Source organism: Streptomyces sp. NPDC002698 (assembly GCF_042888945.1).
In the GTDB taxonomy this organism is placed as follows: domain Bacteria; phylum Actinomycetota; class Actinomycetes; order Streptomycetales; family Streptomycetaceae; genus Streptomyces.
Genome location: NZ_JBIAQM010000005.1, coordinates 176554 through 201793, shown reverse-complemented (window position 1 = coordinate 201793; position 25240 = coordinate 176554). Strand labels below are relative to the sequence as shown.

The following is a 25240-nucleotide window of genomic DNA, read 5'->3' as shown; positions in this document are numbered from 1 at the left end:
AGGGGGAGCACCCATGGCGCGGCCGGCTGACTGGACGCCGCTCGCAGACGCCGATCCCGTTCCGGGGGATCCGGAGGGGATCCGACGCGAGGTCGAGCACATGAAGAAGGTCGCGGAGAAGCTGCGCACGCAGGCCGCCGCCATGCAGGCGATCGCCGACTGCGACGGGTTGAAGGGCAAGTACGCTGACGAACTCGGCGACAAGGCGCGCGGACTGGGGCGCAGGCTGGACCTCGCCGAGGACCGGTACCGCAAGGTGAAGGGGCACCTCGGCGGCTGGGCGGACGACATGGAGACCGCCCAGACGAAGGCGGGCCGTGCGCTGGACGAGGCCAAGGACGCCCAGCGGGTCATCGACAACCACAAGCCGGACGGTGCTGCCGGCAAGGGCTCGAGCAAGGACTCCGGCAAGGACGAGCCACACGACGACCCCGCGGTGAAGCAGGCCGAGGAAGATCTCGGCGCGGCCCGTACGAAGCTGAACTCGGCCGTCTCCTTCTACCACGAGCGCGCGGACCACTTCGCCGGCAAGATCCGGTCGTCGGTCGACGACGACATGAAGGACAGCTGGTGGAACGACTTCAAGGCGTGGGTGGCGGACGCCGACTGGCTGAGCAGCCTGGCCGACAGGCTCAGCGACATCTGCACCGTCCTCACCTTCGTCGCGATCTTCTTTCCGGCGGTCGGAGGGCTGGCCGCGTTACTCACCGGGGTCATCTTCGCCATCCACCTCGTTCAGGCGATGACGGGCAACGGTTCGTGGTTCGACGTGCTGACCGATATCGCGGCGTTCAAGATGGCCAAGAACGGCGTCAAGGCCGCCAAGGCCGTCAAAGCGCTGCAGAAGGAGGCCCGGGGCATCGCCAAGGGCATCACGAAGCAGGCGGAGAAGCGCGCCGCCATGCGGGCGAGCGCGCCCCGGCGGGCCGCCGTCGGTGGGAGGGCAGGCCGTCTGCATCGAGCCGCGGATACCCAGAAGGCTCGTGCGGCGGCGCGGCAGGTGGAGAAGAAGCCGTTGCCGGAGGTGAGCCAGGCCGAGAAGGCCAGGACTCTCGGAGACAAGGACATGGCTCGGCAGATGAAGGACATCCGTCGCCTGCGGGCCGAGCACCCCGGAAGCCCGCAGCTTCAATCCGCAACCTCCGAAGCGGAACGCCAGCTCTGGGTGTCCCGGGCGAACTGGGGGGCCAGTACCGCCCTTGACCTGGGAGGAAGGCTCGGAGACGAGACGTCGAGCACCTACACCAACGCCAAGGGCCATATGACGGCCCCACTACTGTCCCGATGGTGAGGTTCAAACCAGTGAAGCGTGAAGTGGATTCCACGGAGGGCGCGCGTGTCCGCAAGGCGCAGCGGACTCAGGGGCGTGTGCGGTCCTCGGGACCGCATCACCCTCGGCTGTCCGCCCGGACTCCTCGCGGGGAAGTGCCGAGTGGTTCCCCCGAGTTCGACAGCTTCGGCGGCAGCTCGACTGGGCGGCGGGAGGACGACCGGCTGTTCAGGCTGGCGGCAAGACTGCGTTATGGGCTCCTCGCCGTCGCCGTCGCCATGCTCATGTGGTTTCTGGTCTCCTTGGGCGGCGAGGAGACTTGGGGGGTTGAGCTGGCGGCACCCACCTGGCCGGTGGATATCGCCGCACTCACCCCCTTGTTGGCCCTGATCCGGTTCTGGAAGCCGGAAGCCCGGGCAGAGGGCGTCACCACGGAATCCGATCTGAAGATCTTCAGTGGCCTCTACCTCTTCATGTCGCTGCCCCTTGCCGTATTCGACGGTCGCCGGCAGCTCTGGCCTGCTGTGCTCTTCAGCCTCGCCGTCTACGTGGGCATCTGGTACACGAACAGGCGGGCCCGAACCCGTGGCTGAACCCCCGTCCCCGCCCACCGGCTATCGACTCCTCCTGCCGTCGGACTGGGTGCAGATCCCCCTGCGCCAAGGTGATGCGGAGCAGGCCGTCCGTGACATCGTCGCCTCGGCGTTCGCACGCGTGCCTGCCGAGGTGCCGCGCGACAAGCTGACGCCTCTGCGGCTGGAGTTGGAGCGCCGACTGCTGGCTGTCGTCGGCGACGCCCGCAGGGCCGAGGCGCTGGAGCTGTACCTGCCGATGCGGCTGGCGGGTGAGGTGAACCTCGGCGCGTCGATCGTCGTCTCCGAGGCCCGACTGCCCGCGCGCCCCGGAGCGAAGGGCGAGGGCAGGCACCCCTCCGATCCGGCGGAGGTCGCGGTGCAGTTGATTTCAGGTGACGGTGGTACCGGCATCGACTTGAGCAGTGGTGAGGTTGACGGCGCTCTTGCGGTGCGGCGGGAGCGAATCGCCCCGGCGGATCCGGAACGTGGAGCCGGGTCGGCCACCCGACGCGTCGACTACCTGGTGTCCGTACCTCGTGATCCGACTCGCTGGTTCGTCGCGGCATTTTCCACGATCGGCGGCGGCGACCCCAAGGACGACTTGGCCGATGCCCTGGTCGAGTGGTTCGACGCACTCATGACGACGTTCCGGTGGAGTTGGACATGACCGAGGGCTGGGTGGAGCCGGAGCACGAGTTCAGCCTCGACATCGCCTACGACCCGAGCCGGTGGCTGGAACTCCCTCCGCACTGGGAGACCGAGGAGTGGCAGGACATCGGTGTCTGGGCGCGTGACTGCTCCCAGCTGTTCTGGCAGTCGTACGGGCAGAGCCCCGGAGACTTTGGAATCGCCTTTCTCGCGGACACCCTTCAGCGCCTCGCGGTCGCCTTCGCGCCGGAATCCTTCGACACGCGGGTGGTGATCCGCATGTGGGAGCCGCTGACCATGCCTCTGCCGGTCATCGCCACGGTGAAGCCTGCTCAGGGCTACCGCGAGGAGACGCTGCGTGCGCTGGTCCGGGCAGAAGACCCTGAAGCGGTCGAACCACCGGTTGCCGAGCCCTTCCGTGCGGAGCTGCTCGGCGAGGGGCTGCGAGCTTTCCGGTACGTACGGCAGGACGACGCACCCGAGGTGCTCGCCGCACTCCGCTATGCCTGGCGCGACGAGGAAGTCGGTGCCGACGTGGTCCTGTGGACCGCCGGCGACGACACCGCGCAGATCATCCGCGCGGCCACGGACATCGAAGAGCTGACGCACAAGGTGAGCGTCGCGGTGTGGGATCTCGAACCGGAGGGTGAGCTCCCGCAACCCCCGTCGTAGCGGGCCTCCGGCGCGACGTGCGGACACGTCCCGACGGTGCCGGGGAGCGATGTCGTGCACAGGCTGGCGAGGCCTGGCCGCGGGGAAACGCGCCGGTCTCGACGGTCAGGCCGGCTGGGCCGTGTACGGCTCGCCCAGGTCCCAGGCCTGGTGCATCGCGTCCGCGAAACCCTCCGCGATCTTGTGTTCGCCGCTCGCGTTCGGGTGGGTGCCGTCGTACGTGTCGAAGGTGATGTCGTACGAGGGGGGCGGGGACGCGAGCAGCAGGGGGGAGCGCGGTTCGTCGAGGTCGGCGACCGCCTTGGCGAGGAGCTCGTTGAAGGCGGCCACCTCGGCGGCGAAGGGGGCGTCGGACTCGGCGCGGACGTTCGGTATCACGGGGAGCAGGACCATGCGGACGCGCGGGTTCGCGGCGCGGGCCTCCTCGACGAAGACGCGGACGTTGTCGGCGGTCTGCACGGCGTTGGTGTAGAAGCCGAGGTCGATGAGGCCGAGCGAGACCAGCAGGACGTCGGCGCGCTGCGCGCGGACCGTCTCGCGGATCATCGGGGCCATGTGCAGCCAGCCCTCCCCCCAGCCGGCCAGGTGGGCGCGGGGGAACTCCGGGTCCGCGTACTCGTGCGAGTCGGGGGAGCCCGTCGACTTGTCGTAGAGCGTCTCGCGCGGGCCGACGATCTTGAACGGGCCCCCGTACGTCGCGCGCAGGTGCTGCCACATCCGGTAACGCCAAGTGTGTTCGCCCGCGCTACCGATCGTCATGGAGTCGCCGACGGGCATGAACCTGAGCATCCGATCATCATGGACGATCGGCCCGGGCGCCACGGGCCGTCAGGGTGTGAAGCTGGACACGCCCGCGGGCGGTCCGGCGCGGTGCACGGGGCCGGGTGGGGCGCGAGGGCCTGGCGGCGCGGGTCCGGGCGGGCGCCGGTCACATGAACGGGCCGGTGGGATGGCAGGCTTGGGCCATGCGCCGATCGCACTCGTTCGTGTCCGGAGCCGCCGCCGGAGCCCTTGCCGGAGCGGCCCTCGTCCTCGCCCTGGCGGCACCCGCTCTCGCCGACGGCGGGGACGGCGGGTTCACCATCAAGGATCCCCGGATCAAGGAGTCCAGCGGTCTCGCCGCCTCACGCGTCCACCCGGGCGTCTACTGGACCCACAACGACAGCGACGACGGGCCCTACCTGTACGCGGTCGACAGCAGGACGGGCCGGACCGTCGCCACGGTCACCATGAGCGGGGTCGGCGCGCCCCGGGACGTCGAGGCGATCTCCCTGGGCCCCGACGGCGACCTGTACGTCGGTGACATCGGCGACAACCTCGGCGGCTCGTGGGACCACGTGTGGATCTACAAGCTCCCCGAGCCGAAGGTCCTCGAGGACCAGACGATCCGTGCCACCCAGTACGTCGTGAAGTACTCGGACGGTCCCCGCAACGCGGAGGCGCTGATGGTGCACCCCAAGACGGGGCGCGTCTACATCGCCGACAAGAACGAGGACGGCGGCCACCTCTACGAAGGCCCCGCCGAACTCAGCGCCTCCGCGACCAATGTGTTCAAGCCCGTCGCCACCGTCGACCTGTGGGTCACGGACGGGGCCTTCTCTCCCGACGGCCGGCAGCTCGCCGTGCGCGGCTATTTCGGCGGCATCGCCTACTCCTGGAACGGCGGGCGGATCAAGCGCCTGGAGCGCCTGAACGTGCCCCTCCAGGGCCAGGGCGAGTCGATCACCTACACCTCCGACGGATCGAAGCTCCTGTACGGCAGTGAGGGCGCGGACAGCGGTGTGGAGCCCGAGGACGCGCCGGGTGCCGCGGGGTCCGGCTCCAACTCGCCCTCCAAGGGCGGCGGTTCGGCAGCCGGGGGCGGGAGCGGCGACGGGACGAGCGGTCAGGTGAAGATCGGCGCCGTCGCGGTCGCGGCCCTCTTCGTCGTGGGGTTCGGCTTCAAGCGGCTGCTGCGCCGCCGCTGAACGCGGCCGCGGCCCGCGTCACGACGGACGGCGGCCGCGGGCCCGTGCGCGACGGACGGCGGCCAAGGCCCCTGCACACGGCGAAGGGGCGTCCGGCACGCTCGCGCGCCGGACGCCCCTCGAAGACCGGGACGGTCAGAGCTTCTCGATCACGTAGTCGATGCAGTGCGTCAGCGCCTCGACGTCCGCCGGGTCGATCGCCGGGAACATGGCGACGCGCAGCTGGTTGCGGCCGAGCTTGCGGTAGGGCTCGGTGTCGACGATGCCGTTGGCGCGCAGGACCTTGGCGACGGCGGCGGCGTCGATCTCGTCGGCGAAGTCGATCGTGCCGATGACCTGCGAGCGCTTGGCCGCGTCCGTCACGAACGGGGTGGCGTACTTGCTGTCCTCGGCCCAGCGGTACAGGCGGGTCGAGGAGTCCTTCGTCCGGGCGGCCGACCAGGCGAGGCCGCCCTGGCCGTTGATCCACTCGATCTGCTCGTTGAGCAGGAAGATCGTGGCCAGCGCCGGGGTGTTGTACGTCTGGTTCTTGCGGGAGTTGTCGATCGCCGTGGGCAGCGAGAAGAACTCCGGGATGTGGCGGCCCGAGGCGTGGACGCGCTCGGCGCGCTCGATCGCGGCCGGGGAGAACACGCCGATCCACAGTCCGCCGTCGGAGGCGAAGGACTTCTGCGGGGCGAAGTAGTAGACGTCCGTCTCGGCGATGTCGACGGGCAGGCCGCCGGCGCCGGAGGTGGCGTCCACCAGGACGAGGGAGCCCTCGTCGGCGCCCGCGACCCGCTTGATCGGGGCGGCGACACCGGTGGAGGTCTCGTTGTGGGTGAAGGCGTAGACGTCGGCGCCCGCCTCGGCGACCGGCTCGGGGTGCGTGCCCGGGTCGGAGGAGACCACGGTCGGCTCGGCGAGCCACGGGGCGAGCTTGGCCGCCTTCGCGAACTTGGAGGAGAACTCGCCGAACGTGAGGTGCTGCGACTTGTTCTCGATCAGGCCGTGCGTCGCGACGTCCCAGAACGCGGTGGAGCCGCCGTTGCCGAGGACGACCTCGTATCCGTCGGGCAGGGAGAACAGCTCGCGCACGCCCTCGCGCACCTTGCCGACCAGGTTCTTGACCGGGGCCTGGCGGTGGGATGTGCCGAGCAGAGAGCTACCGGTCGCGGCCAGCGCGTCCAGTGCCTCCGTCCGCACCTTGGAGGGGCCGGCGCCGAATCGTCCGTCGGCGGGCTTGAGGTCAGCGGGGATCTGGATATCAGCCACGTCAGGAGCCTAGCCGTTCCGGGAAACCTCGGTGAAACGTCGTCCGTCGGCTGAGACGGGGCGTGTTGACGGCGCGTGGTGAGGGCACGGCCGCCGGAGGGGCCGTGGCGGCTCCTCCGGCGGCCGGCCGTCACGCCTGGTCAGTTCACTCGGCGGTGAGCCTGACCGGCAGCTCGAACAGGTCGTTCTGCGTCACCACCGGCTTGTTGCGGAGCTCCGACACCGGGACGGCCAGGTCCAGGGAGGGGAAGCGCTCGTACAGGGCGGGCAGGGCGACGCCCGCCTCCAGGCGGGACAGGGCCGCGCCGGGGCAGACGTGGGGCCCGTGGCCGAAGGAGATGTGCCGGTTCTTGCCGGTGCGGCTGACGTCGAACTCGCCCGCGGTGGGCCCGTGGGCGTTCTCGTCGCGGCCGATCGCGCCGTACGACACGATGAGCGCGTCGCCCGCCGGGATCACCTTGTCGCCGACCGGGACGTCCTCCGTGGCGAAGCGGATGAGGACGTGGGAGGTCGGGGTGGAGTGGCGCAGGGTCTCCTCGACGACCGCGGACCAGTCGGCCTCGCCGGACAGCACGAGGGCGCGCTGGTCGGGGTGGGCGGAGAGGTTCACCACCGCGTTGACGATCAGGGAGATGGTCGTCTCGTGGCCCGCCGCGACCATCAGCTGGAGGGTGGAGACGATCTCCGCGTCGGTGAGGTGGTCGCCGTCCTCGGAGGCCACGATCAGGGCGCTGGTCAGGTCGTCGCCCGGCTCGGCGCGCTTGGCCGCCACCGTGTCCGCCATGATCCCGGCCAGCTCGGTGAGGGTCGCGATGACCTCGGCGGGCGGGGTCTGCGTCGAGAAGAACTTCTCGAAGAGCTCCTTCAGACGCGGCAGCCGGGACTCCTCGATGCCCATGAGGTCGGCGATCACGTACATGGGCAGGGGGTAGGCGAAGTCGGCCTTCAGGTCGACGACGTCCCCGGTGAGGTTGTCGAGCAGGCTCTCCGTCAGCTTCGAGATCCGCTCCCGCATCTGCTCCACCCGGCGCGGGGTCAGCGCCTGCGCCACCAGGGTGCGCATCCGCCGGTGGTCCGCGCCGTCCACGGTGAGCATGGAGCGGCCGGGGTTGGCGAGTCCGATCAGCGGCCAGTCGGGGGCGATCTCGCCGCGCTGCCAGGCGCCCCAGACGTTGATGTCCTTCACCAGACGGGGGTCCGTGAGCAGGGCGCGCGCCTCGGCGTGGTGGGTGACCGCCCACACCGGGACACCGCCGGGCAGTTCGACGGCGGCGAGCGGTCCCGCGGCGCGCAGCGCGGCGCTCTCGCCGTCCAGGTCGGTGACGAAGGGGTCCAGGACTATGCGGGTCTCTTCGGTACCGGTGGTCATGCGGGGGTGCCTCCAAGGGCTGGGGTGGGGGTGACGCGTCTTCCCCCGGGGCATGGGGACAGCCCCGGGCCCCGGCCGGGCGGGTGCGCCGGCCGGGTGGCAACGGTGTCTCAGAGGACGGGTACGGGCGTGAACCGCACGGGCAGTTCGTTCAGGCCCCGTAGCCACGGGGAGGGGCGCCGGGTCAGCGTGTCGGCGGGTACCGCCAGGTCGATGTCCGGCAGCCGGTCCAGGACGATCTCGATGCCGGTCCGCGCGATGACCTCGGCGACCTCCTGTGCCGGGAACGGGCAGCGGTGCTCCCCGTGACCGAAGGAGAAGTGGGCGTTGTTGCCGCCGGTGAGGGCCGAACTGTCGGTGCGGACCTGGGGGTCGGAGTTGGCGCCCTGGAGGCCGAGCAGCAGCAGGTCGCCGGCGCGGATGCGGCGGCCGCCGAGCTGGGTGTTGCGGGAGGCCCAGCGTCCGGCCACGTTCTGGGTGGGGGTGTCCTCCCACAGGACCTCGTTCATGGCCTCGGCGACGCTGTGCCGGCCGCCGAACAGGGAGGCGGCGAACCGTTCGTCGGTGAGCATCAGGCGCAGCGAGTTGCCGATCCAGTCGGCCGTGGGCTGGTGGCCGGCGGCCATCATGACCATGAGGTCCTGGACGATCTCCATGTCGTCGAAGCCGGCGGTGTTCGCGAGCATCCGGGACACGACGTCGTTGGCGGGCGCCTCCTTGCGGTCGGCGATCAACTGCGCCATGGAGGAGGCCAGATGCTGCTGTCCGGCCAGCGCGCCCTCGCGCCCGTTGATCATGTCGTTCAGGGCGGTGACCAGGCCGGGACCCTGCTCGTCCGCGAAGCCGTAGAGCGTCGCGAGGACCCGTACGGGCAGCAGGGCCGCGTAGTCGCCGATGAGGTCCGTCTCGCCCTTGGGGCAGATCGCGTCGATCAGCTCGTCGGCGAACTTCTCGGCCTGGGAGCGCAGTTCGGAGGGGTCGACGGCTTCGAGGGCGTCGCTGATCATCGCGGCGCGCTCGCGGTGGCGCTCGCCGACGGTGTACAGGATGGAGGGCTGTTTGCGGCCGATCATCGGCAGCAGCGGCCAGTCGTCGGGGATGCGGTCCCACTGGCTCCACAGGTCCGAGTCCCGGCTGAACAGCTGGGGATCGCCGGTGACCTGGTGCAGTTCGCGGTAGCCGAGCACGAGCCAGGCGGGGATGTCGCCGTCGAGGACGACCGGCACGACGGATCCGTGGTCGCGCCGCATCTCCCGGTACAGCTCGGCGGGTTCGGTCTGGAACCGCGGCCCGCCGAGGGGGACGGGCGCGGTGGCGGAGGCGGGGGTCACAGCGCGGGCTCCGGTGAGTGAAGGGCGCCTTCCGCGGCTGCGGCGCCGTGACGGGCGTAGCGGGACTGGAGGTGCTCCACCAGCGTGATCAGCACCTGCTTGCTGGACTCCCGGGAGCGGGCGTCGCAGTCGAGCAGCGGTACGTGCGGGTCGAGGTCGAGGGCCTCGCGGATCTGGGCGGGGGTGTGCGGGGGGCCGCCGAAGTCGTTGCAGGCCACGATGAAGGGCGTGCCGTGGTGCTCCAGCCGGTCGATGGCGTACCAGGATTCGTCGATGCGGCGGGTGTCGACCAGGACGATCGCCCCGAGCGTTCCGGAGAACAGCCGGTCCCACAGGAACCAGAACCGCTCCTGTCCGGGCGCGCCGAACAGGTACAGGATGTTGTGCGTGTCCAGCGTGATGCGTCCGAAGTCGAAGGCGACGGTGGTGGCGGACTTGCCGCGCACCTCGCTGATGTCGTCGACGCTCTCGCCGGCCTGCGTCATCGTCTCCTCGGTGTTGAGGGGACGTATCTCGCTGACCGAGCGGACGAGGGTCGTCTTGCCGACACCGAACCCGCCCACGATCACGATCTTGAGGCCGTTGTCGGCGGACGCGGACAGGGGCGCACGAGCGTCAGAGGTTACGGAGTCCAACGAGCACCTGCTCCAGGATGTCGGGATCGGGAAGACCGGAGGGAACCGTCGTGTGCGGGTGACGGGCGCTGACCCGGCCGGTGGAGAGCAGGTCGGAGAGCAGGACGCGGGTGATCGACACCGGCAGCCTCAGCTCCGCCGCGATCTCCACGACCGCCGTCGGCCGCTCGCACATCCGCAGGATCGCGGCGTGCTCGGACTGCATGCCCACCGCCGGATCGCACTCGGCGACCACCAGTGTCACGAGGTCGAAGGGGGTGTCGGGGCCGGACCGGGTGCGCCCTCCGGTGAGGGTGTACAGCCGGTCCGGCGCGTCGTCCCTGCCAGGACGGCTCATGACGACCGGGGCGGCGAGGTCAGGTGCTCGCCGAGTTGTTCCACGAGTTCGCTCATGTTGTGTCCCACCAGTCCGGCGTCGGCGTCCTCGGCGGTGACGACGGCGAGGTGCGCGCCGTCGCCCGCTTCCACGATGAACAGCACCCCTCCGTAGAACTCGGCCATCGCCGAGCGCACGCCCCCGCTGCCGTCGCCGAACTCCACGGAGGCGCCGTGGGACAGCGACTGGATGCCGGCGGCGATGGCGGCGAGCTGGTCGGCCTGGTCGACCGACAGCTCCGGAGTGCGGCACAGCTTCAGTCCGTCGCGGGAGAGCACGAGCGCGTGCCGTGCGCCCGGGGTGCGCTCAAGGAGGCCCTCGATGAGCCAGGTGAGCTTCTCGTCGGCGGTGATGGTGCCGGTCATGGGGTGGTGTCGCCTTCCGGGAGCGCGGTGGGGGTGGTGGGGGTCGGGGTGGGGGAACTGGTGGACGCGGTTGCGTGGTCCTCGGGCCGTGCCGGTGCTTCGGTCCGGGGCGGATCGTCGGCCGGTACGGGTCCGGGGGCGCCCGGTGCCGTGCCGCGCACCGCCTGGCGGAAGGTGCCGAAGCGGGAGGCGGACCGGATCTTGGGGTCGTCGCCGGTACGGGGTTCGGGGGCGGCCGGGGGTGTGACGTGGGAGCGGCTGCGCTCGGCGTGGGCGAGGGTGCGTCCGCGGCGGCGCTTGGGCAGGCCGCCGGTGGACGGGAGGCCCTGTTCGTGCCGGGGCGAGTCGTGGGTCGGGACGGGGTCCGGGTCGAGGTCGCCGGCCGCGCGGGCGGCGGCGTACGACACGGGGGACGCGGTGGATTCCTGGGAGGTACGGGACTCCTGCGGGTCAGGGGACCACGGGGACTCCGGTGATTCCCGGCCGTCCGGCGGCCTCGGCGCGGTGGTGCGGCCCTCGACGGCGGTCGGGTCGGAGGGGACGGGCTCGGCCCCGGCCGGCAGCGGCGCCGCGGTGAGGTGGAGGCTGGGCTGGGTGAGGATGTCCTGCGGTATGAGGACCAGCACGCCGGTGCCGCCGCGGGCGGAGGGCCGGAAGGACACCTTCAGGCCGTGCTTGCGGGCGAGCCGGCCGACCACCGAGAGGCCGAGGCGGGTGCCGGTGAGGCCGCCGAGCCCGGACCGGGGCCCGACGACGCCGGTGACGGCGCGTTCGGCGCGGCGCAGCTGGACGTCTCCCATCACCAGGCCGCTGTCCTCGACGGAGACGATGACACCCGCGGGGACCTCCTCGACGTACACATGGACTTCGGCGGTGGGCGGCGAGAAGTTGGCGGCGTTGTCGAGGAGTTCGGCGAGTGCGTGCATGACGCCCTCGGCGGCGTGTCCGGCGACGGCGACCTCGCTGGCGGAGTGGACGCGCACCCGCTGGTAGCCGCCGATGCGGCCCATGGCGCCGCGCAGGATCGACTCCATGACGATCGGGCGGGCCCAGCGGCGCCCCGAGCGCGCGCCCGCCAGGACGGCGACGGAGTCGGCGAGGCGGCCGGCCTGCGCGGTGCGGTGGTCGAGGTGGAGCAGGTCCGTGAGGACGTCCTCGTCGGAGTGCCTCTCCTCCATCGCGCGCAGGTCGGCCAGCATGCCGGTGGACAGCGCCTGCATGCGTCCGGCCGCGTTGGCGATCGCCGAGATCGCGGCGGCGCGGTCGGCGGCGGCCTGCCGGGCGCGCTCGGAGAGTTCGGCGTTGCGCTCGGTGAGCCGGGCGCGGTCGCCGGTGAGCAGTTCCCGCTCCTTGGCGAACTCCTCGGTGAGGCGGGAGTGTTCACGGGCGGCGGTCTCGGTCAGACGGACCCGCTCCTGGGCCGCGGTCTCGGCCGCGCGGGCGCGTTCGCGGGCGGCCTCGTCGGCGAGCCTGGCCCGGTCCCGGCCGAACTCCTCCGCCAGTCTGGCGCGTTCCTGGAGGAGCCGGCCGGCGTCCTTGGTCACGCTGTCGAGGCGGCGCAGGGCGATGCGCCTGGTCTGCACGGCGTGGGCGGCCACCGCGACGGCGGCGCACAGCAGCACCGCGGCGGCGCCGGTGCCCCAGGCGAGGGGCACGCGGGCCGGTTCGGGGGCGAGCAGGACGGCGGCCACCACCGCGGCCGCGGCCGGGACGGCGGCGGCCAGCACGGCTTTCGCCGTGGTGCGGGGGGTGGGTCGTTCGCCGGAGGGCAGGGGCGGGGTCATCAATCGGTCCTCGGTCGTGTTCCTGGGGGGAGAACGTGTCCTCGGTCGTGTCCTCGGTCGGTCCTGGGCGAGAAGCGACACTCGATGCTCAACTCGCGGTCACTATATGAGAGTTCGTGATCCGATTGGGAGGCTTCGGGAAGCGGTTTCATGATCGCCCCGGCATATCGGTGTCTTTCGGGTACCGGCCACAGGGCCGTCGCCGGTGCCCGGCGGCATCCTGGAGACATGACGGATCTGGGTGGACGGCCGGACGGACGACCGGACGGAAGGCCGAGCGGAGGGCCCGCAGGGCAGCCGAGCGGACGGCCGGACGGGCGGCCCGCAGGGCAGTCGGAGGGGCAGCCGGAGGGGTCGGCCGGCCGGCTCCGGTCCGAACTGGCGGGGGCCGTGCGCGGCGAGGTCTCCTTCGGCACGACGGCGCGGGCGCTGACCACCATGGACGCCTCCAACTACCGGCGCGTACCGCTCGGTGTGGTGGCCCCGCGGGACGCCGAGGACGTGGCCGCCGCGCTCGCCGTGTGCCGCGCCCACGCGGTGCCGGTCGTGGCGCGCGGCGGCGGCACCTCGATCGCCGGACAGGCCACGGGCACCGGCGTCGTCCTGGACTTCACCCGCCACATGAACCGGATCCTCGCGCTGGACCCGGACGCCCGCACGGCCGTCGTCCAGCCCGGTGCCGTCCTCGACCGCCTCCAGGAAGCCGCCGCCCCGCACGGACTGCGCTTCGGTCCCGACCCCTCCACGCACAGCCGCTGCACCCTCGGCGGGATGATCGGCAACAACTCCTGTGGCTCCCACTCGGTCGCCTGGGGCACCACGGCGGACAACGTGCGGGAGCTCTCGGTCGTCGGCGCGGCCGGGGACACCCGCCGCCTCGGCCGGGACTGGCAGGGTGCCCCGGACGGCCTGAAGGCCCTGGTCGAAGGCGAGTTGGCGCTGCTGCGGACCGGCTTCCCCGATCTCCCGCGACGGATCTCCGGGTACGCCCTCGACGCGCTCCTGCCCGAGCGCGGCGCGGACGTGGCCCGCGCGTTCTGCGGCTCCGAGGGCACCTGGGGCCTGCTCACCGAGGCGGTCGTCCGCCTGGTCGAGTCACCCCGGGCACGGGCGCTGGCCGTCCTGGCCTACCCCGACGAGAGCGCCGCCGCGGACGCCGCGGCCGGCCTGCTCGGGTACGGGCCGCTGACCGTGGAGGGCATGGCCGCCGACCTCGTGCCCGCCGACGCGGGGCTGCCGCGCGGCGGGGCCTGGCTGTTCGTGGAGACGGGCGGCGGATCGCCGGCGGAGGCACGCGCGCGTGCGGACACGATCGTGCGGGCCGCGGACGTACGGGACGCTCTGGTGGTCACCGAACCGGCGGGGCAGCGGGCGCTGTGGCGGCTGCGGGAGGACGCGAGCGGCACGGCGACCCGGATGCCGTACGCCGGGGACCGCTCCCCGCTCGGCGCCGGCCGCGGGCTCGGCGCCGAGGCCTGGCCCGGCTGGGAGGACTGCGCGGTGCCGCCCGCCCGCCTCGGCGCGTACCTGCGGGACTTCCGGGCCCTGCTCGCCGCCCACGGGCTGCGCGGCACCCCGTACGGCCACTTCGGCGACGGCTGCGTCCACGTCCGGATCGACTTCGACCTGATCACCGCGGCGGGCGTCACCCGCTTCCGGCGCTTCTCGGAGGAGGCGGCCCGCCTCGTCGTCTCCCACGGGGGCTCGCTGTCCGGCGAGCACGGGGACGGACAGGCGCGCGCGGAACTGCTGCCCGTGATGTACGGAGCGGAGATGGTCCGCCTCTTCGAACGGGCGAAGGACCTCTGGGACCCGCGCGGCCTGCTCAACCCCGGCATGCTCGTGCGCCCGCACCGGCTGGATCAGAACCTGCGGTTCGCGGTGCTGCCGAGGCGCCCGGTGGACGTGGAGTTCGGCTATCCGGCGGACGGCGGCGACTTCTCGGCGGCGGTGCGCCGCTGCGTGGGTGTCGCCAAGTGCCGTACGGCCTCGGTCCCGGGCGGCGACGGGGTCATGTGCCCCTCCTTCCGGGCGACCGGCGAGGAGGCGCACTCCACGCGCGGGCGGGCCAGACTGCTGCACGAGATGCTCGCCGGCGAGATCGTCACCGACGGGTGGCGCTCGACGGAGGTCCGGGACGCGCTGGACCTGTGCCTGTCCTGCAAGGGATGCAGGTCCGACTGCCCGGTCGGCGTCGACATGGCCACCTACAAGGCGGAGTTCCTCCACCACCACTACGCGGGCCGCCGCCGTCCCGCCGCGCACTACACCCTGGGGCGGCTCCCCTTCTGGCTCGCGGCGGTGACCCGTACCCGCTCGGCCCGGCTCGTCAACTCCCTCGCGTCCCTGCGCCCCTTGGCCGCCGTCGCCAAGCGCCTGGCCGGAGTCGCACCCGGACGGGAGATCCCGAGGCTGGCGCCGGAGACGTTCAGCCGGTGGTGGTCGGCCCGGTTCCGGGACCGGGCACGGGCGCGCGAGCGCGAACGGCGCCCGGGCGGACAGGACACCCAGGGCGGACAGGACACCCAGGGCGGACCGGGCGGGAGGAGGCGCGGGGACGGGCGGCCCGCCGACGAGCTGTTCCCGGGCTTCGGCGGCAAGACGGTCCTCCTGTGGCCGGACACCTTCACCGAACACCTGGAACCCTCGGTCGGACGCGCGGCCGTAAGGGTCCTGGAGGCCGCGGGACTGGCCGTGCTGCTGCCCCCGAGGACGGTGATGCGGCACGGGCCCATCGGCGACGGCGTGACCCGGGGCCCCCTCCGCCTCGGCACGCTGCTCCCGCGCCGCCGTCATCGCGTCTGCTGCGGACTGACGTACGTCTCGACCGGCCAGCTCGACCGCGCCCGCACCGTGCTCCGCCGCACCCTCGACCTCATGGAGCCCTACCTCGCCATGGACGGCGTCCCGGTCGTCGTCCTGGAACCGAGCTGCGCCGCCGCGCTGCGCACGGACCTCCCCGAACTGCTGCCCGGCGACCCGCGCGCGGCGCGGCTGGCGGCGGCGGTGGTGACCTTCGCGGAGGCGCTGGAACGGCACGCGCCGGACTGGACGCCGCCGCGCCTGGACCGCCCGGCGGCCGGCCAGACGCACTGCCATCAGCACGCGGTCCTCGGCGACGCGGCCGAACGCCGGCTGCGCGACGCGGCGGGCCTGACCGGCACCCTCGCGGGCGGCTGCTGCGGACTCGCGGGCAACTTCGGCTTCGAGAGGGGACACGAGGAGGCGTCACGGGCCTGCGCGGAGGAACAGCTGCTCCCGGCGGTACGGGCGGCCGGCGACACCGCGGTGATCCTGGCCGACGGCTTCTCCTGCCGCACCCAGCTGGCCCAGCTCTCCGGCCGCCGGGGCCGCCACCTGGCGGAGGTCCTGGCCGAGGCGCTGGAGAACGGCCCGCGGGGCGACGGGTCCGCGCCCACCGCGTAAGTACGCTGGACGGCACCGGCCGAAGACGTTCGAGGAGCGACGCGCATGACTCTCCGCCTGCAGGCGATCACCCGCGACGAGCACCTGGCGTTCGTCCGCTCGCGGCCCTCGGCCAGCCATATGCAGGTGCCGTCCTGGGGGGACGTGAAGCCGGACTGGCGTGCGGAGAGCCTCGGCTGGTTCGACGCGGACGGCCGCCTCCAGGGGGCCGGCCTCGTGCTGCTGCGCCCGCTGCCCAGGATCAAGCGGTACCTCGCGTACCTGCCCGAGGGCCCCGTCATCGACTGGCACGACCCGGACCTCGCCGAACGCTGGCTGCGGCCGATGGTGGCGCATCTGAAGTCGCGCGGCGCGTTCACCGTGAAGATGGGCCCGCCCGTGGTCGCGCGCCGCTGGAGCGCCGACACGGTCAAGACGGCCATCGCCGACCCGGCGGCACGGCGCCTCGGCGAGGTGACGGCGACCTCGTACGAACCGGCCGCGGACGGGATCGCCGGCCGGCTGCGGGCGATGGGCTGGCAGCGGACCGAGCCCGGCGGCGAGGACGGCTTCGCGGCGGGACAGCCGCGCTACGTCTTCCAGGTCCCCTTCGCCGGACGGTCCCTGGAGGAGATCCACAAGGGCCTCAACCAGCAGTGGCGGCGCAACATCAAGAAGGCCGACAAGGCCGGCGTCGAGGTGGTCCGGGGCGGCTACGACGACCTGCCCGCCTTCTACGAGCTCTACGCGGAGACGGCGGAACGCGACCGTTTCATCCCGCGCCCGCTGCCCTACTTCCAGCGGATGTGGACCTCGCTGACGGCCGAGGACCCCGACCGCATGCGGCTCTACCTCGCCCGCCACGAGGGCGACGTCCTCGCCGCGGCCACCATGCTGACCGTCGGCAGCCATGTCTGGTACTCCTACGGCGCCTCCACCAGCCGCAAACGCGAGGTCCAGCCCAACAACGCCATCCAGTGGCGCATGATGACCGACGCCCACGCGCTGGGCGCCGCCGTCTACGACTTCCGCGGCATCACCGACACCCTGGACGAGAGCGACCACCTCGTCGGCCTCCTGCGCTTCAAGGCGGGCGCGGGCGGAGAGGCCGCGGAGTACCTCGGCGAGTGGGACCTGCCCATCAACCGGGTGCTGCACAAGGCGCTGGACGTCTACATGTCCCGCCGCTGAACGGCCCGTCGCCGGCCGGCCGGCGACGGGGCGGAGCGTCCCGATCCAGGTCTCAGCATCCAGGACAGTTACATGAGCAGTTCACACTCCTGACGAAGTCCACTACCCTGGACTCGGCAGTACATCGTGATGAACATCTGACCGAGCCAGCCTCCAGGACCGCCCGTGAGCACCCCCAGCGCCACCACCTCGTCGTCCGCGCCCGTCTCCGGGACGGCGCACGCCCCCGTGTCCCCGGGCGGAGCCCCCGGCCGTCTCGGTTCCCTCGGGCCCGTCGGGCTGGTGCTGGCCGGAGGGATCTCGGTCCAGTTCGGCGGCGCCCTCGCGGTGACCCTCATGCCGAGGGCCGGCGCGCTCGGCGTGGTGACCCTGCGCCTGCTCGCCGCCGCGGTGGTCCTGCTCGTGGTCTGCCGCCCCCGGCTGCGCGGCCACTCGCGCACCGACTGGGGGACGGTCGCCGTCTTCGGCATCGCCATGGGCGCGATGAACGGCCTCTTCTACGAGTCGGTCGCCCGCATCCCCCTCGGCGCCGCCGTCACCCTGGAGGTGCTCGGCCCCCTCGCCCTCTCGGTGCTGGCCTCCCGCCGCGCGGTCAACGCGGTCTGGGCGGGCCTGGCCCTGTGCGGCGTCTTCCTGCTGGGCGGCGGAGGGTTCGGGGACCTGGACCCGGTGGGCGTGGCCTTCGCGCTCGGGGCGGGCGCGATGTGGGCGGCGTACATCGTCTTCAGCGCCCGTACGGGTCGCCGGTTCCCCCAGGCCGACGGCCTGGCCCTGGCCATGGCGGTGGCGGCGCTGCTGTTCCTGCCGCTCGGGATCGTCTCGTCCGGCACCCGGCTGCTGGACCCGACCACGGTGGCCCTGGGCTCCGCGGTGGCGGTCCTGTCCTCGGTCCTCCCCTACACCCTCGAACTCCTCGCCCTGCGCCGCCTGCCCGCCTCCACCTTCGCGATCCTCATGAGCCTGGAACCCGCCATCGCCGCGACAGCGGGCTTCCTGATCCTCCACCAGTCCCTGTCCACGATCCAGGCGGCCGCGATCGCCCTGGTCATCGGCGCGAGCATGGGCGCGGTGCGGACCCAGGTGGGCCGGGGGAAGGCGACGGTCCCGGTCGACGCGCCCTGACACCGGCCCGCTGCGGGGCCCAGGTCCGGGTGTCCCGGCGCCGGCCGTCGGCCTCGCGGCACGATGCCCCGACGCCCACGCCCGCCGGGCGCCCCCTGACACCGGCCCGCTGCGGGGCCCAGGTCCGGGTGCCTCGGCGCGAGCCGCCGACCTCGCGGCGCGATGCCCCACGCCCGCCGGGCGCCCCCGGCCACGCCCGCCCGGCACCCCCGGTGCGACGCGCACCCGGCGCCCGCGATGTCCACGCGCACTCGGCACCCGGGTGCCACGCGCCCCGGCGGCACCCGGGGCGCGCCCGGCTCAGGAAGCCGTCTCCACCCACTCCGCGAACGCCGGGCCCGCGAGCCTGGCGTCCGCCCCCGGGAGCAGGCCGCCGTTCTCGAACAGGTCCCGCTCCGGGTTGTCCGGGTCGCTGACGGCGACCACCTTCACGGCCGGGTCCCGGCGGGCCATCAGCAGCCGTGCCGCCTCCTCCAGGCTCTCCTCGCGCGGACCGGCCACCTCCGGGAACGGGGCCCGCGCCCCCGGCGCCTCCTCCGCCTCCGCCAGCTCCACCAGTGCCTCCGCGACGGCCCGCGCCGCGACGAGCCGGGTCCGCATCCTCGGGACGTACACGGTGTCGCCCTGGCGCCCCCACTGCGTGAACTGCTCCACGAGCTCGTGGAACTGCGCCGCCCGCAGCACCCGCACCGGCACCGGTCCCGCCAGCACCGCGCGCTCGTGCTCCAGTTTGGCCGCGTTGTAACCGGCGACCGAGGCGTCGATGCCGATGATCGACACGACCACCAGCCGGCCGACCCCGGCCTTCCGCCCGGCCTCGTGCAGATTGCGGGACGCGGCCGTGAAGAACTCCGTCGCCACCTCCCGGTCGGGCGAGGGCGTGCTGGACGCGTCGATCACGACGTCCACACCCTCCAGCGCCTCGGCCAGCCCGGCGCCGGTGACGATGTCGACCCCGGTGGCCCGGGACATCGGCACGACGGTGTGCCCGCGCTCCGTCAGCACGTCCACGACATGCCGCCCGAGCCGTCCGGTCGCCCCGGCCACCGCGATCTTCCTGGTCTCGCTCATGCTCACGTCTCCCTCTGCGTCCCTCGTGTCGCGTCGTCATCGGTATGACGGACCGGGGACAGGAGATGTGACGGGTCCGGGGCGGGAGGCGGAGAAATAAATTGATGCAAGCATGCTTGATTGTTTCTGGGGGCGCTGGGATGCTCCCCCCATGTCCGATCCGACGCCCGTGTTCGACGATCTGCGTGACGAAAGCGAAGAACTCGACCGGCTCGTGGCCGAGTCGAGTCCGGAGCAGTGGGCGCTCCCGACGCCCGCGCCGCACTGGACCGTCGCCCATCAGATCGCCCACCTCGCCTGGACCGACCACTCCGCCCTCCTGTCCGTCACGGACGCCGACGCCTTCCACGGCCTCGTCGAGAAGGCGCTCGCGGCGCCCACGACGTTCGTGGACGACGGCGCCGACGACGGAGCCCGGCTGCCGTCCGCCGAACTGCTGGCGCGCTGGCGCACCGGGCGTGCCGCGCTGGACCGGGCGCTGCGGGAGGCCGTGCCGGGCACCCGCTTCCCCTGGTACGGCCCGCCCATGTCCGGTGCCTCCATGGCCACCGGCCGGCTCATGGAGACCTGGGCCCACGGCCAGGACGTCGCCGACGCCCTCGGTGTGGTCCGCGCCCCCACCGACCGGCTCCGGCACGTGGTCCGCATCGGGGTCCGCACCCGGGACTTCGCCTTCGCCGCGCGCGGGCTCGCCGCGCCCGCCGAGGAGTTCCGGGTGGAGATCCTCGCCCCCTCCGGCGACACCTGGACCTACGGCCCCGAGGACGCCCCCCAGCGCGTCACCGGCACCGCCCTGGACTTCTGCCTGCTGGTCACCCAGCGGGCGCACCGCGCCGACGTCGACGTGCGCGCCGAGGGGCCCGACGCCGACCGCTGGCTCGGCATCGCCCAGGCCTTCGCGGGCCCGCCCGGTGACGGACGCCCGCCGAAGGAGGACGCGGAGTGACGCTGCGCATCGGCAACGCCTCCGGCTTCTACGGCGACCGCTTCGACGCCCTGCGCGAGATGCTCACCGGCGGCGAACTCGACGTCCTCACCGGTGACTACCTCGCCGAGCTGACCATGCTGATCCTGGGCCGGGACCGGCTGAAGGACCCCGCCGCCGGATACGCCCGCACCTTCCTGCGCCAGCTGGAGGACTGCCTCGGCCTGGCGCACGAGCGGTCCGTGAAGATCGTGACGAACGCCGGCGGCCTCAACCCGGCCGGGCTCGCCGACGCCGTACGGGAACTGGCCGGCCGGCTCGGCATCCCGGTGCGCGTCGCCCACGTCGAGGGCGACGACCTCACCGCCCGCTACCCGGGCGGCCTCGCCGCCCACGCCTACCTCGGCGGCTTCGGCATCGCCGAGTGCCTGTCGGCGGGCGCGGACATCGTGGTCACCGGACGGGTCACCGACGCGGCCCTGGTCACCGGGCCCGCCGCCGCCCACTTCGGCTGGCGGCCGGGGGACCACGACCGGCTCGCGGGAGCCGTCGTCGCCGGGCACGTGCTGGAGTGCGGTACCCAGGCCACCGGCGGCAACTACTCCTTCTTCGGCGACGGCGACGTACGCCGCCCCGGCTTCCCGCTCGCGGAGATCCACGAGGACGGGAGCTGCGTCATCACCAAGCACCCCGGCACCGGCGGGTTCGTGGACGTCGGCACGGTCACCGCGCAGCTGCTGTACGAGACCGGGGGCGCCCGGTACGCGGGACCCGACGTCACCGCCCGCCTGGACACCGTACGGCTCGTCCAGGACGGCCCGGACCGGGTGCGGATCGAGGGCGTGCGCGGCGAGGCACCGCCCCCCGACCTCAAGGTCGGCCGCAACAGGCTCGGCGGCTTCCGCAACGAGGTGACCTTCGTCCTGACCGGACTCGGCGTCGAGGCCAAGGCCGCGCTGGTGCGCGAGCAGATGGGCGACGCGCTCGCCAAGTCGCCGCCCGCGGACGTGCGGTGGGAGCTGGTGCGCACCGACCGGCCCGACGCGGACACCGAGGAGACGGCGAGCGCCCTGCTGCGGCTCGTCGTCCGCGACCCCGACCAGGCAACCGTGGGGCGCGCCCTGAGCGGGGCGGCCATCGAGCTGGCGCTGGCCAGCTACCCCGGATTCCATGTGGTGGCGCCACCGGGGAAGGGCGCGCCCTATGGGGTCTTCGAGGATGTGTACGTCCCCCAGGACGCCGTCGACCACAGGGCAGTCCTCCACGACGGGAGCCGCCTGTCGGTGATCCCGGCCCAGGACACGCTCGTACTGGAGACTCTCGAAGAGCCCTCCCTGCCCGAGCCGTTGCCCGCGGGTCCCACCCGCCGCGCCCCCCTCGGCCTGATCGCCGGTGCCCGCAGCGGGGACAAGGGCGGCAACGCCAACGTCGGCGTCTGGGTCCGCACCGACGAGGCCTGGCGCTGGCTCGCCCACGAGCTGACGGCCGACCGCTTCCGGGAGCTGCTCCCGGAGAGCCGCCCGCTGAAGGTCGTCCGGCACGTCCTGCCCGGCCTGCGCGCCGTCAACTTCGTGGTCGAGGGGATCCTCGGCGAAGGCGTCGCCTCCCAGGCCCGTTTCGACCCCCAGGCCAAGGCCCTCGGCGAATGGCTCCGCTCCCGTCACCTGGATATCCCGGAGGTCCTGCTATGACGGTCCTTTCGTCCGCCCTGGACGTGGGCGGCCCGGACTACCGGGCGAACCGCGAGGTCATGCTCGCCAAGCTCGCCGACCTCGACACCGAGCACGCCAAGGCGCTGGCGGGCGGCGGGGAGAAGTACGTCCAGCGGCACCGCAAGCGCGGCAAGCTGCTCGCCCGCGAGCGCATCGAGCTGCTGCTCGACCCCGACACTCCCTTCCTGGAGCTGTCGCCGCTCGCGGCCTACGGCAGCGACTACACGGTGGGCGCCTCGCTCGTCACCGGCATCGGCGTGGTCGAGGGCGTCGAGTGCCTGATCACCGCCAACGACCCCACCGTGCGCGGCGGCGCCAGCAACCCCTGGAGCCTGAAGAAGGCCCTGCGGGCCAACGACATCGCCCTCGCGAACCGGCTGCCCTGCATCAGCCTGGTCGAGTCGGGCGGCGCCGACCTGCCCTCGCAGAAGGAGATCTTCATTCCCGGGGGCGCGATCTTCCGCGACCTCACCCGGCTGTCGGCCGCCGGGATCCCCACGGTGGCCGTGGTCTTCGGGAACTCGACCGCCGGAGGCGCGTACGTCCCCGGCATGTCGGACCACGTGATCATGGTCAAGGAGAAGGCGAAGGTCTTCCTCGGCGGGCCGCCGCTGGTGAAGATGGCCACCGGCGAGGAGAGCGACGACGAGTCGCTGGGCGGCGCGGAGATGCACGCGCGCGTGTCGGGCCTCGCGGACCACTTCGCCGTCGACGAGCGGGACGCGCTGCGCCAGGCCCGCCGGGTCGTCGCCCGGCTCAACCACCGCAAGGCGTACGCCGATCCGGCCCCGGCCGAGCCCCCCAAGTACGACGAGGACGAACTGCTGGGGATCGTCCCGGGGGATCTGAAGCACCCGTTCGACCCGCGCGAGGTGATCGCCCGGATCGTCGACGGCTCGGACTTCGACGAGTTCAAGCCGCTGTACGGGACGAGCCTGACCACCGGCTGGGCGAGCCTGCACGGCTATCCGGTCGGCGTCCTCGCCAACGCCCAGGGCGTGCTGTTCAGCGCCGAGTCCCAGAAGGCCGCCCAGTTCATCCAGCTCGCCAACCAGCGCGACATCCCGCTGCTCTTCCTGCACAACACCACCGGCTACATGGTCGGCAGGGAGTACGAGCAGGGCGGCATCATCAAGCACGGCGCGATGATGATCAACGCGGTGAGCAACTCGCGGGTCCCGCATCTGTCGGTGCTCATGGGCGCCTCCTACGGAGCCGGCCACTACGGGATGTGCGGGCGGGCCTACGACCCCCGGTTCCTGTTCGCCTGGCCCAGCGCCAAATCGGCCGTGATGGGACCGCAGCAGCTCGCGGGCGTCCTGTCGATCGTCGCCCGGCAGTCGGCCGCCGCGAAGGGCCACCCGTACGACGACGACGCGGACGCGGCGCTGCGCGCCATGGTGGAGCAGCAGATCGAGTCCGAGTCGCTGCCGATGTTCCTGTCCGGGCGGCTGTACGACGACGGGGTCATCGACCCGCGCGACACCCGCACCGTCCTCGGCCTGTGCCTGTCCGCGATCCACACGGCGCCCTTCGAGGGCGCGCGCGGTGGCTTCGGCGTCTTCCGGATGTGAGGGATCTCGTGATTTCGAGTCTGCTGGTCGCCAACCGGGGCGAGATCGCCTGCCGGGTCTTCCGCACCTGCCGTGAGGCCGGGGTGCGCACGGTCGCGGTGTATTCGGACGCCGACGAGAACGCCCTGCACACGCGCGAGGCGGACGCCGCGGTACGGCTGCCGGGCGCGACACCCGCGGAGACGTATCTGCGGGGCGATCTCGTCGTGCGGGCCGCGCTGGAGGCGGGCGCGGACGCGGTGCACCCGGGGTACGGGTTCCTGTCGGAGAACGCGGACTTCGCGCGGGCGGTGATCGACGCCGGACTGGTGTGGGTCGGGCCGTCTCCCGAGGCGATCGAGGCGATGGCGTCCAAGACGCGGGCCAAGAAGCTGATGGGGCTCGCGCCGCTGGAGCGGGTCACCGCCGGGGACCTGCCGGTGCTGGTCAAGGCCGCCTCGGGCGGCGGCGGCCGCGGGATGCGGATCGTCCGTGAACTGGCCGACCTGGACGCCGAATTGGAGGCGGCCCGGGCGGAGGCGCTGAGCGCCTTCGGCGACGGCGAGGTGTTCGTCGAGCCGTACGTGGAGGGCGGCCGGCACGTCGAGGTGCAGATCCTGGCCGACGCGCACGGCACGGTCTGGCCGCTCGGCACCCGGGACTGCTCCCTCCAGCGCCGTCACCAGAAGGTGATCGAGGAGGCGCCGGCCCCCGGGCTCGGGGACGAACTCACCCGGGAGCTCTACGCGTTGTCCGTGCGCGCCGCCCGCGCCGTGGACTACGTCGGCGCCGGCACGGTCGAGTTCCTGGTCGCCGACGGCACCGCGCACTTCCTGGAGATGAACACCCGCCTCCAGGTCGAACACCCCGTGACGGAGGCGGTGTTCGGGGTCGACCTGGTCGCCCTGCAACTGCGGGTCGCCGAGGGGGAGCGGCTGGAGGGCGAGCCCCCGCCCGCGCGGGGCCACGCGGTCGAGGCCCGGCTGTACGCGGAGGACCCGGCGGGCGCCTGGGCGCCGCAGACGGGCATCCTGCACCGGATCGCCGTCCCGGACGGCGTCCGGCTGGACACCGGGTTCGCCGACGGCGACTCGGTCGGCATCCACTACGACCCGATGCTCGCGAAGGTCGTCGCGCACGGCGCCACCCGCGCGGAGGCCGTGCGGAAGCTGGCCGGCGCCCTGGAGCGGGCCACGGTCCACGGTCCGGTCACCAACCGGGATCTGCTCGTCCGGTCGCTGCGGCACGAGGAGTTCACCGGGGCCCGGATGGACACCGGGTTCTACGACCGCCACCTCGCCGCGCTGACCGAGCCCGCTCCGGACCCGTACGCCCCGCTGGCCGCCGCCCTGGCCGACGCGCACGGGCGTTCGCGGTTCGGCGGCTGGCGGAACCTGGCGTCGGGGCCGCAGACCAAGCGCTACCGGATGCACGGAGCCGAGTACGAGGCCGCTTACCGGCACACCCGCGAGGGCCTCGCGGCCGACGGGGTGCGCGTGCTGCACGCCGACGCGGGCCGGGTCGTCCTCGAAGTGGCGGGTGTGCGGCGGACGTTCGAGGTGGCGCGGTACGCCGGCGGCCGGGTCTTCGTGAACGCGACCGCGCTGACCGAGCTCCCCCGCTTCCCCGATCCGACCGCGGACCGGGCTCCGGGATCGCTGCTCGCGCCGATGCCCGGCACCGTGGTCCGGGTGGCCGAGGGACTCGCCGAGGGCGCCGCGGTGCGGGCCGGGGAGCCGCTGCTGTGGCTGGAGGCGATGAAGATGGAGCACAGGATCTCGGCGCCGGCGGCGGGCACGCTCACCGCCCTGCACGCCGTGGTCGGACAGCAGGTGGAGGTGGGCGCTCTGCTGGCGGTCGTGCGGGAGGAAGCGGTGCCCGGGGAAGCACCGGACGACGCCCGGTGAGCGGGCGCCCCGCCGCGGGGCGCCCGGACGGACCACCGCGCGGCTGTGCCGCGCGGGCCCGAACAGTTACGTACAGGACGCGTTTTCCGTACTCTCCGTACCGAGGAG

21 protein-coding genes are annotated in these 25240 nt (G+C 72.9%); 12 read left to right on the top strand and 9 right to left on the bottom strand.

The window, feature by feature from the left end:
• Positions 1-13 precede the first annotated feature (13 nt).
• The 4 genes from ACFYW9_RS09965 to ACFYW9_RS09950 all read left to right on the top strand — a co-directional run bounded on the left by ACFYW9_RS09965 (position 14) and on the right by ACFYW9_RS09950 (position 3165).
• Positions 14-1291, top strand: a complete 1278-nt coding sequence (locus ACFYW9_RS09965) for a hypothetical protein (protein WP_389147150.1) — start codon at positions 14-16, stop codon at positions 1289-1291.
• A gap of 134 nt (positions 1292-1425) precedes the next feature.
• Entirely contained in the window at positions 1426-1863 is a 438-nt protein-coding gene (locus ACFYW9_RS09960; RefSeq protein ID WP_389147148.1) for a hypothetical protein, read from the top strand.
• Positions 1856-2512: a hypothetical protein gene (locus ACFYW9_RS09955; RefSeq protein WP_389147145.1), complete on the top strand. Its 657-nt coding sequence runs from the start codon at positions 1856-1858 to the stop codon at positions 2510-2512. Before ACFYW9_RS09960 ends, ACFYW9_RS09955 begins: the two co-directional genes overlap by 8 nt.
• Entirely contained in the window at positions 2509-3165 is a 657-nt protein-coding gene (locus ACFYW9_RS09950) for a hypothetical protein (protein WP_389147142.1), read from the top strand. The genes ACFYW9_RS09955 and ACFYW9_RS09950 overlap by 4 nt, the downstream gene beginning before the upstream one ends.
• A gap of 105 nt (positions 3166-3270) precedes the next feature.
• Here ACFYW9_RS09950 and ACFYW9_RS09945 read toward each other — a convergent pair whose 3' ends face one another.
• On the bottom strand, positions 3271-3954 hold the full coding sequence (locus ACFYW9_RS09945; RefSeq protein WP_389147139.1) for an SGNH/GDSL hydrolase family protein: 684 nt from the start codon (positions 3952-3954) through the stop codon (positions 3271-3273).
• Positions 3955-4130: 176 nt separating this feature from the next.
• Between ACFYW9_RS09945 and ACFYW9_RS09940 the strand changes: the two genes are divergently transcribed.
• On the top strand, positions 4131-5132 hold the full coding sequence (locus ACFYW9_RS09940; RefSeq protein ID WP_389147137.1) for a WD40 repeat domain-containing protein: 1002 nt from the start codon (positions 4131-4133) through the stop codon (positions 5130-5132).
• A 135-nt stretch (positions 5133-5267) separates the two neighbouring features.
• On the opposite strand, the gene serC is transcribed toward ACFYW9_RS09940, so the two are convergent.
• The 7 genes from serC to ACFYW9_RS09905 form a co-directional block, all read right to left on the bottom strand.
• Positions 5268-6386: a phosphoserine transaminase gene (serC, locus tag ACFYW9_RS09935; protein ID WP_389147134.1), complete on the bottom strand. Its 1119-nt coding sequence runs from the start codon at positions 6384-6386 to the stop codon at positions 5268-5270.
• A 145-nt stretch (positions 6387-6531) separates the two neighbouring features.
• Entirely contained in the window at positions 6532-7755 is a 1224-nt protein-coding gene (locus tag ACFYW9_RS09930) for a cytochrome P450 (RefSeq protein ID WP_389147131.1), read from the bottom strand.
• A 110-nt stretch (positions 7756-7865) separates the two neighbouring features.
• Positions 7866-9086, bottom strand: a complete 1221-nt coding sequence (locus ACFYW9_RS09925; protein WP_351860020.1) for a cytochrome P450 — start codon at positions 9084-9086, stop codon at positions 7866-7868.
• Positions 9083-9721, bottom strand: coding sequence for an ATP/GTP-binding protein (locus ACFYW9_RS09920; RefSeq protein ID WP_389147127.1), 639 nt, complete (start codon positions 9719-9721; stop codon positions 9083-9085). The genes ACFYW9_RS09925 and ACFYW9_RS09920 overlap by 4 nt, the downstream gene beginning before the upstream one ends.
• A complete protein-coding gene (locus ACFYW9_RS09915) occupies positions 9702-10058 on the bottom strand; it encodes a DUF742 domain-containing protein (protein WP_326787105.1) in 357 nt (118 codons plus the stop codon). Before ACFYW9_RS09915 ends, ACFYW9_RS09920 begins: the two co-directional genes overlap by 20 nt.
• Positions 10055-10462: a roadblock/LC7 domain-containing protein gene (locus ACFYW9_RS09910; RefSeq protein ID WP_261701833.1), complete on the bottom strand. Its 408-nt coding sequence runs from the start codon at positions 10460-10462 to the stop codon at positions 10055-10057. Before ACFYW9_RS09910 ends, ACFYW9_RS09915 begins: the two co-directional genes overlap by 4 nt.
• The gene (locus ACFYW9_RS09905) at positions 10459-12246 is read right to left on the bottom strand and encodes an ATP-binding protein (protein WP_389147122.1); all 1788 of its coding nucleotides are present in this window, start codon (positions 12244-12246) and stop codon (positions 10459-10461) included. Before ACFYW9_RS09905 ends, ACFYW9_RS09910 begins: the two co-directional genes overlap by 4 nt.
• Positions 12247-12684: 438 nt before the next feature.
• Here ACFYW9_RS09905 and ACFYW9_RS09900 point away from each other — a divergent pair, with 438 nt between their 5' ends.
• The 3 genes from ACFYW9_RS09900 (at position 12685) to ACFYW9_RS09890 (ending at position 17964) form a co-directional block, all read left to right on the top strand.
• Entirely contained in the window at positions 12685-15672 is a 2988-nt protein-coding gene (locus ACFYW9_RS09900; RefSeq protein WP_389147604.1) for an FAD-binding and (Fe-S)-binding domain-containing protein, read from the top strand.
• Positions 15673-15717: 45 nt separating this feature from the next.
• Complete coding sequence (locus ACFYW9_RS09895; protein WP_351860014.1) at positions 15718-16842, top strand: peptidoglycan bridge formation glycyltransferase FemA/FemB family protein; 1125 nt, start codon at positions 15718-15720, stop codon at positions 16840-16842.
• Positions 16843-17007: 165 nt separating this feature from the next.
• Entirely contained in the window at positions 17008-17964 is a 957-nt protein-coding gene (locus ACFYW9_RS09890) for a DMT family transporter (protein ID WP_389147117.1), read from the top strand.
• A 300-nt stretch (positions 17965-18264) separates the two neighbouring features.
• Here the strand turns inward: ACFYW9_RS09890 and ACFYW9_RS09885 are convergent, their stop codons facing one another.
• The gene (locus tag ACFYW9_RS09885; protein WP_389147114.1) at positions 18265-19035 is read right to left on the bottom strand and encodes an SDR family oxidoreductase; all 771 of its coding nucleotides are present in this window, start codon (positions 19033-19035) and stop codon (positions 18265-18267) included.
• A 151-nt stretch (positions 19036-19186) separates the two neighbouring features.
• On the opposite strand from ACFYW9_RS09885, the gene ACFYW9_RS09880 reads away from it, so the two are divergent.
• Genes ACFYW9_RS09880 through ACFYW9_RS09865 form a run of 4 tightly spaced genes read left to right on the top strand, consistent with a single transcriptional unit; the run spans position 19187 to position 25132 of the window.
• Positions 19187-19981: a TIGR03084 family metal-binding protein gene (locus ACFYW9_RS09880; RefSeq protein ID WP_389147111.1), complete on the top strand. Its 795-nt coding sequence runs from the start codon at positions 19187-19189 to the stop codon at positions 19979-19981.
• On the top strand, positions 19978-21651 hold the full coding sequence (locus ACFYW9_RS09875) for an acyclic terpene utilization AtuA family protein (protein ID WP_389147108.1): 1674 nt from the start codon (positions 19978-19980) through the stop codon (positions 21649-21651). Before ACFYW9_RS09880 ends, ACFYW9_RS09875 begins: the two co-directional genes overlap by 4 nt.
• A complete protein-coding gene (locus ACFYW9_RS09870; protein ID WP_389147105.1) occupies positions 21648-23246 on the top strand; it encodes an acyl-CoA carboxylase subunit beta in 1599 nt (532 codons plus the stop codon). The genes ACFYW9_RS09875 and ACFYW9_RS09870 overlap by 4 nt, the downstream gene beginning before the upstream one ends.
• A gap of 8 nt (positions 23247-23254) precedes the next feature.
• On the top strand, positions 23255-25132 hold the full coding sequence (locus tag ACFYW9_RS09865; protein ID WP_389147102.1) for an acetyl/propionyl/methylcrotonyl-CoA carboxylase subunit alpha: 1878 nt from the start codon (positions 23255-23257) through the stop codon (positions 25130-25132).
• The last annotated feature ends 108 nt before the right edge of the window (positions 25133-25240 follow it).

Coding starts and splice junctions, on each gene's coding strand:
- ACFYW9_RS09930 (WP_389147131.1), bottom strand. CDS start 7,755: ATGACCACCGGTACCGAAGAGACCCGCATAGTCCTGGACCCCTTCGTC.
- ACFYW9_RS09940 (WP_389147137.1), top strand. CDS start 4,131: ATGCGCCGATCGCACTCGTTCGTGTCCGGAGCCGCCGCCGGAGCCCTT.
- ACFYW9_RS09905 (WP_389147122.1), bottom strand. CDS start 12,246: ATGACCCCGCCCCTGCCCTCCGGCGAACGACCCACCCCCCGCACCACG.
- ACFYW9_RS09945 (WP_389147139.1), bottom strand. CDS start 3,954: ATGCTCAGGTTCATGCCCGTCGGCGACTCCATGACGATCGGTAGCGCG.
- ACFYW9_RS09870 (WP_389147105.1), top strand. CDS start 21,648: ATGACGGTCCTTTCGTCCGCCCTGGACGTGGGCGGCCCGGACTACCGG.
- ACFYW9_RS09900 (WP_389147604.1), top strand. CDS start 12,685: ATGGACGCCTCCAACTACCGGCGCGTACCGCTCGGTGTGGTGGCCCCG.
- ACFYW9_RS09885 (WP_389147114.1), bottom strand. CDS start 19,035: ATGAGCGAGACCAGGAAGATCGCGGTGGCCGGGGCGACCGGACGGCTC.
- ACFYW9_RS09950 (WP_389147142.1), top strand. CDS start 2,509: ATGACCGAGGGCTGGGTGGAGCCGGAGCACGAGTTCAGCCTCGACATC.
- ACFYW9_RS09880 (WP_389147111.1), top strand. CDS start 19,187: ATGTCCGATCCGACGCCCGTGTTCGACGATCTGCGTGACGAAAGCGAA.
- ACFYW9_RS09965 (WP_389147150.1), top strand. CDS start 14: ATGGCGCGGCCGGCTGACTGGACGCCGCTCGCAGACGCCGATCCCGTT.
- ACFYW9_RS09895 (WP_351860014.1), top strand. CDS start 15,718: ATGACTCTCCGCCTGCAGGCGATCACCCGCGACGAGCACCTGGCGTTC.
- ACFYW9_RS09915 (WP_326787105.1), bottom strand. CDS start 10,058: ATGAGCCGTCCTGGCAGGGACGACGCGCCGGACCGGCTGTACACCCTC.
- ACFYW9_RS09910 (WP_261701833.1), bottom strand. CDS start 10,462: ATGACCGGCACCATCACCGCCGACGAGAAGCTCACCTGGCTCATCGAG.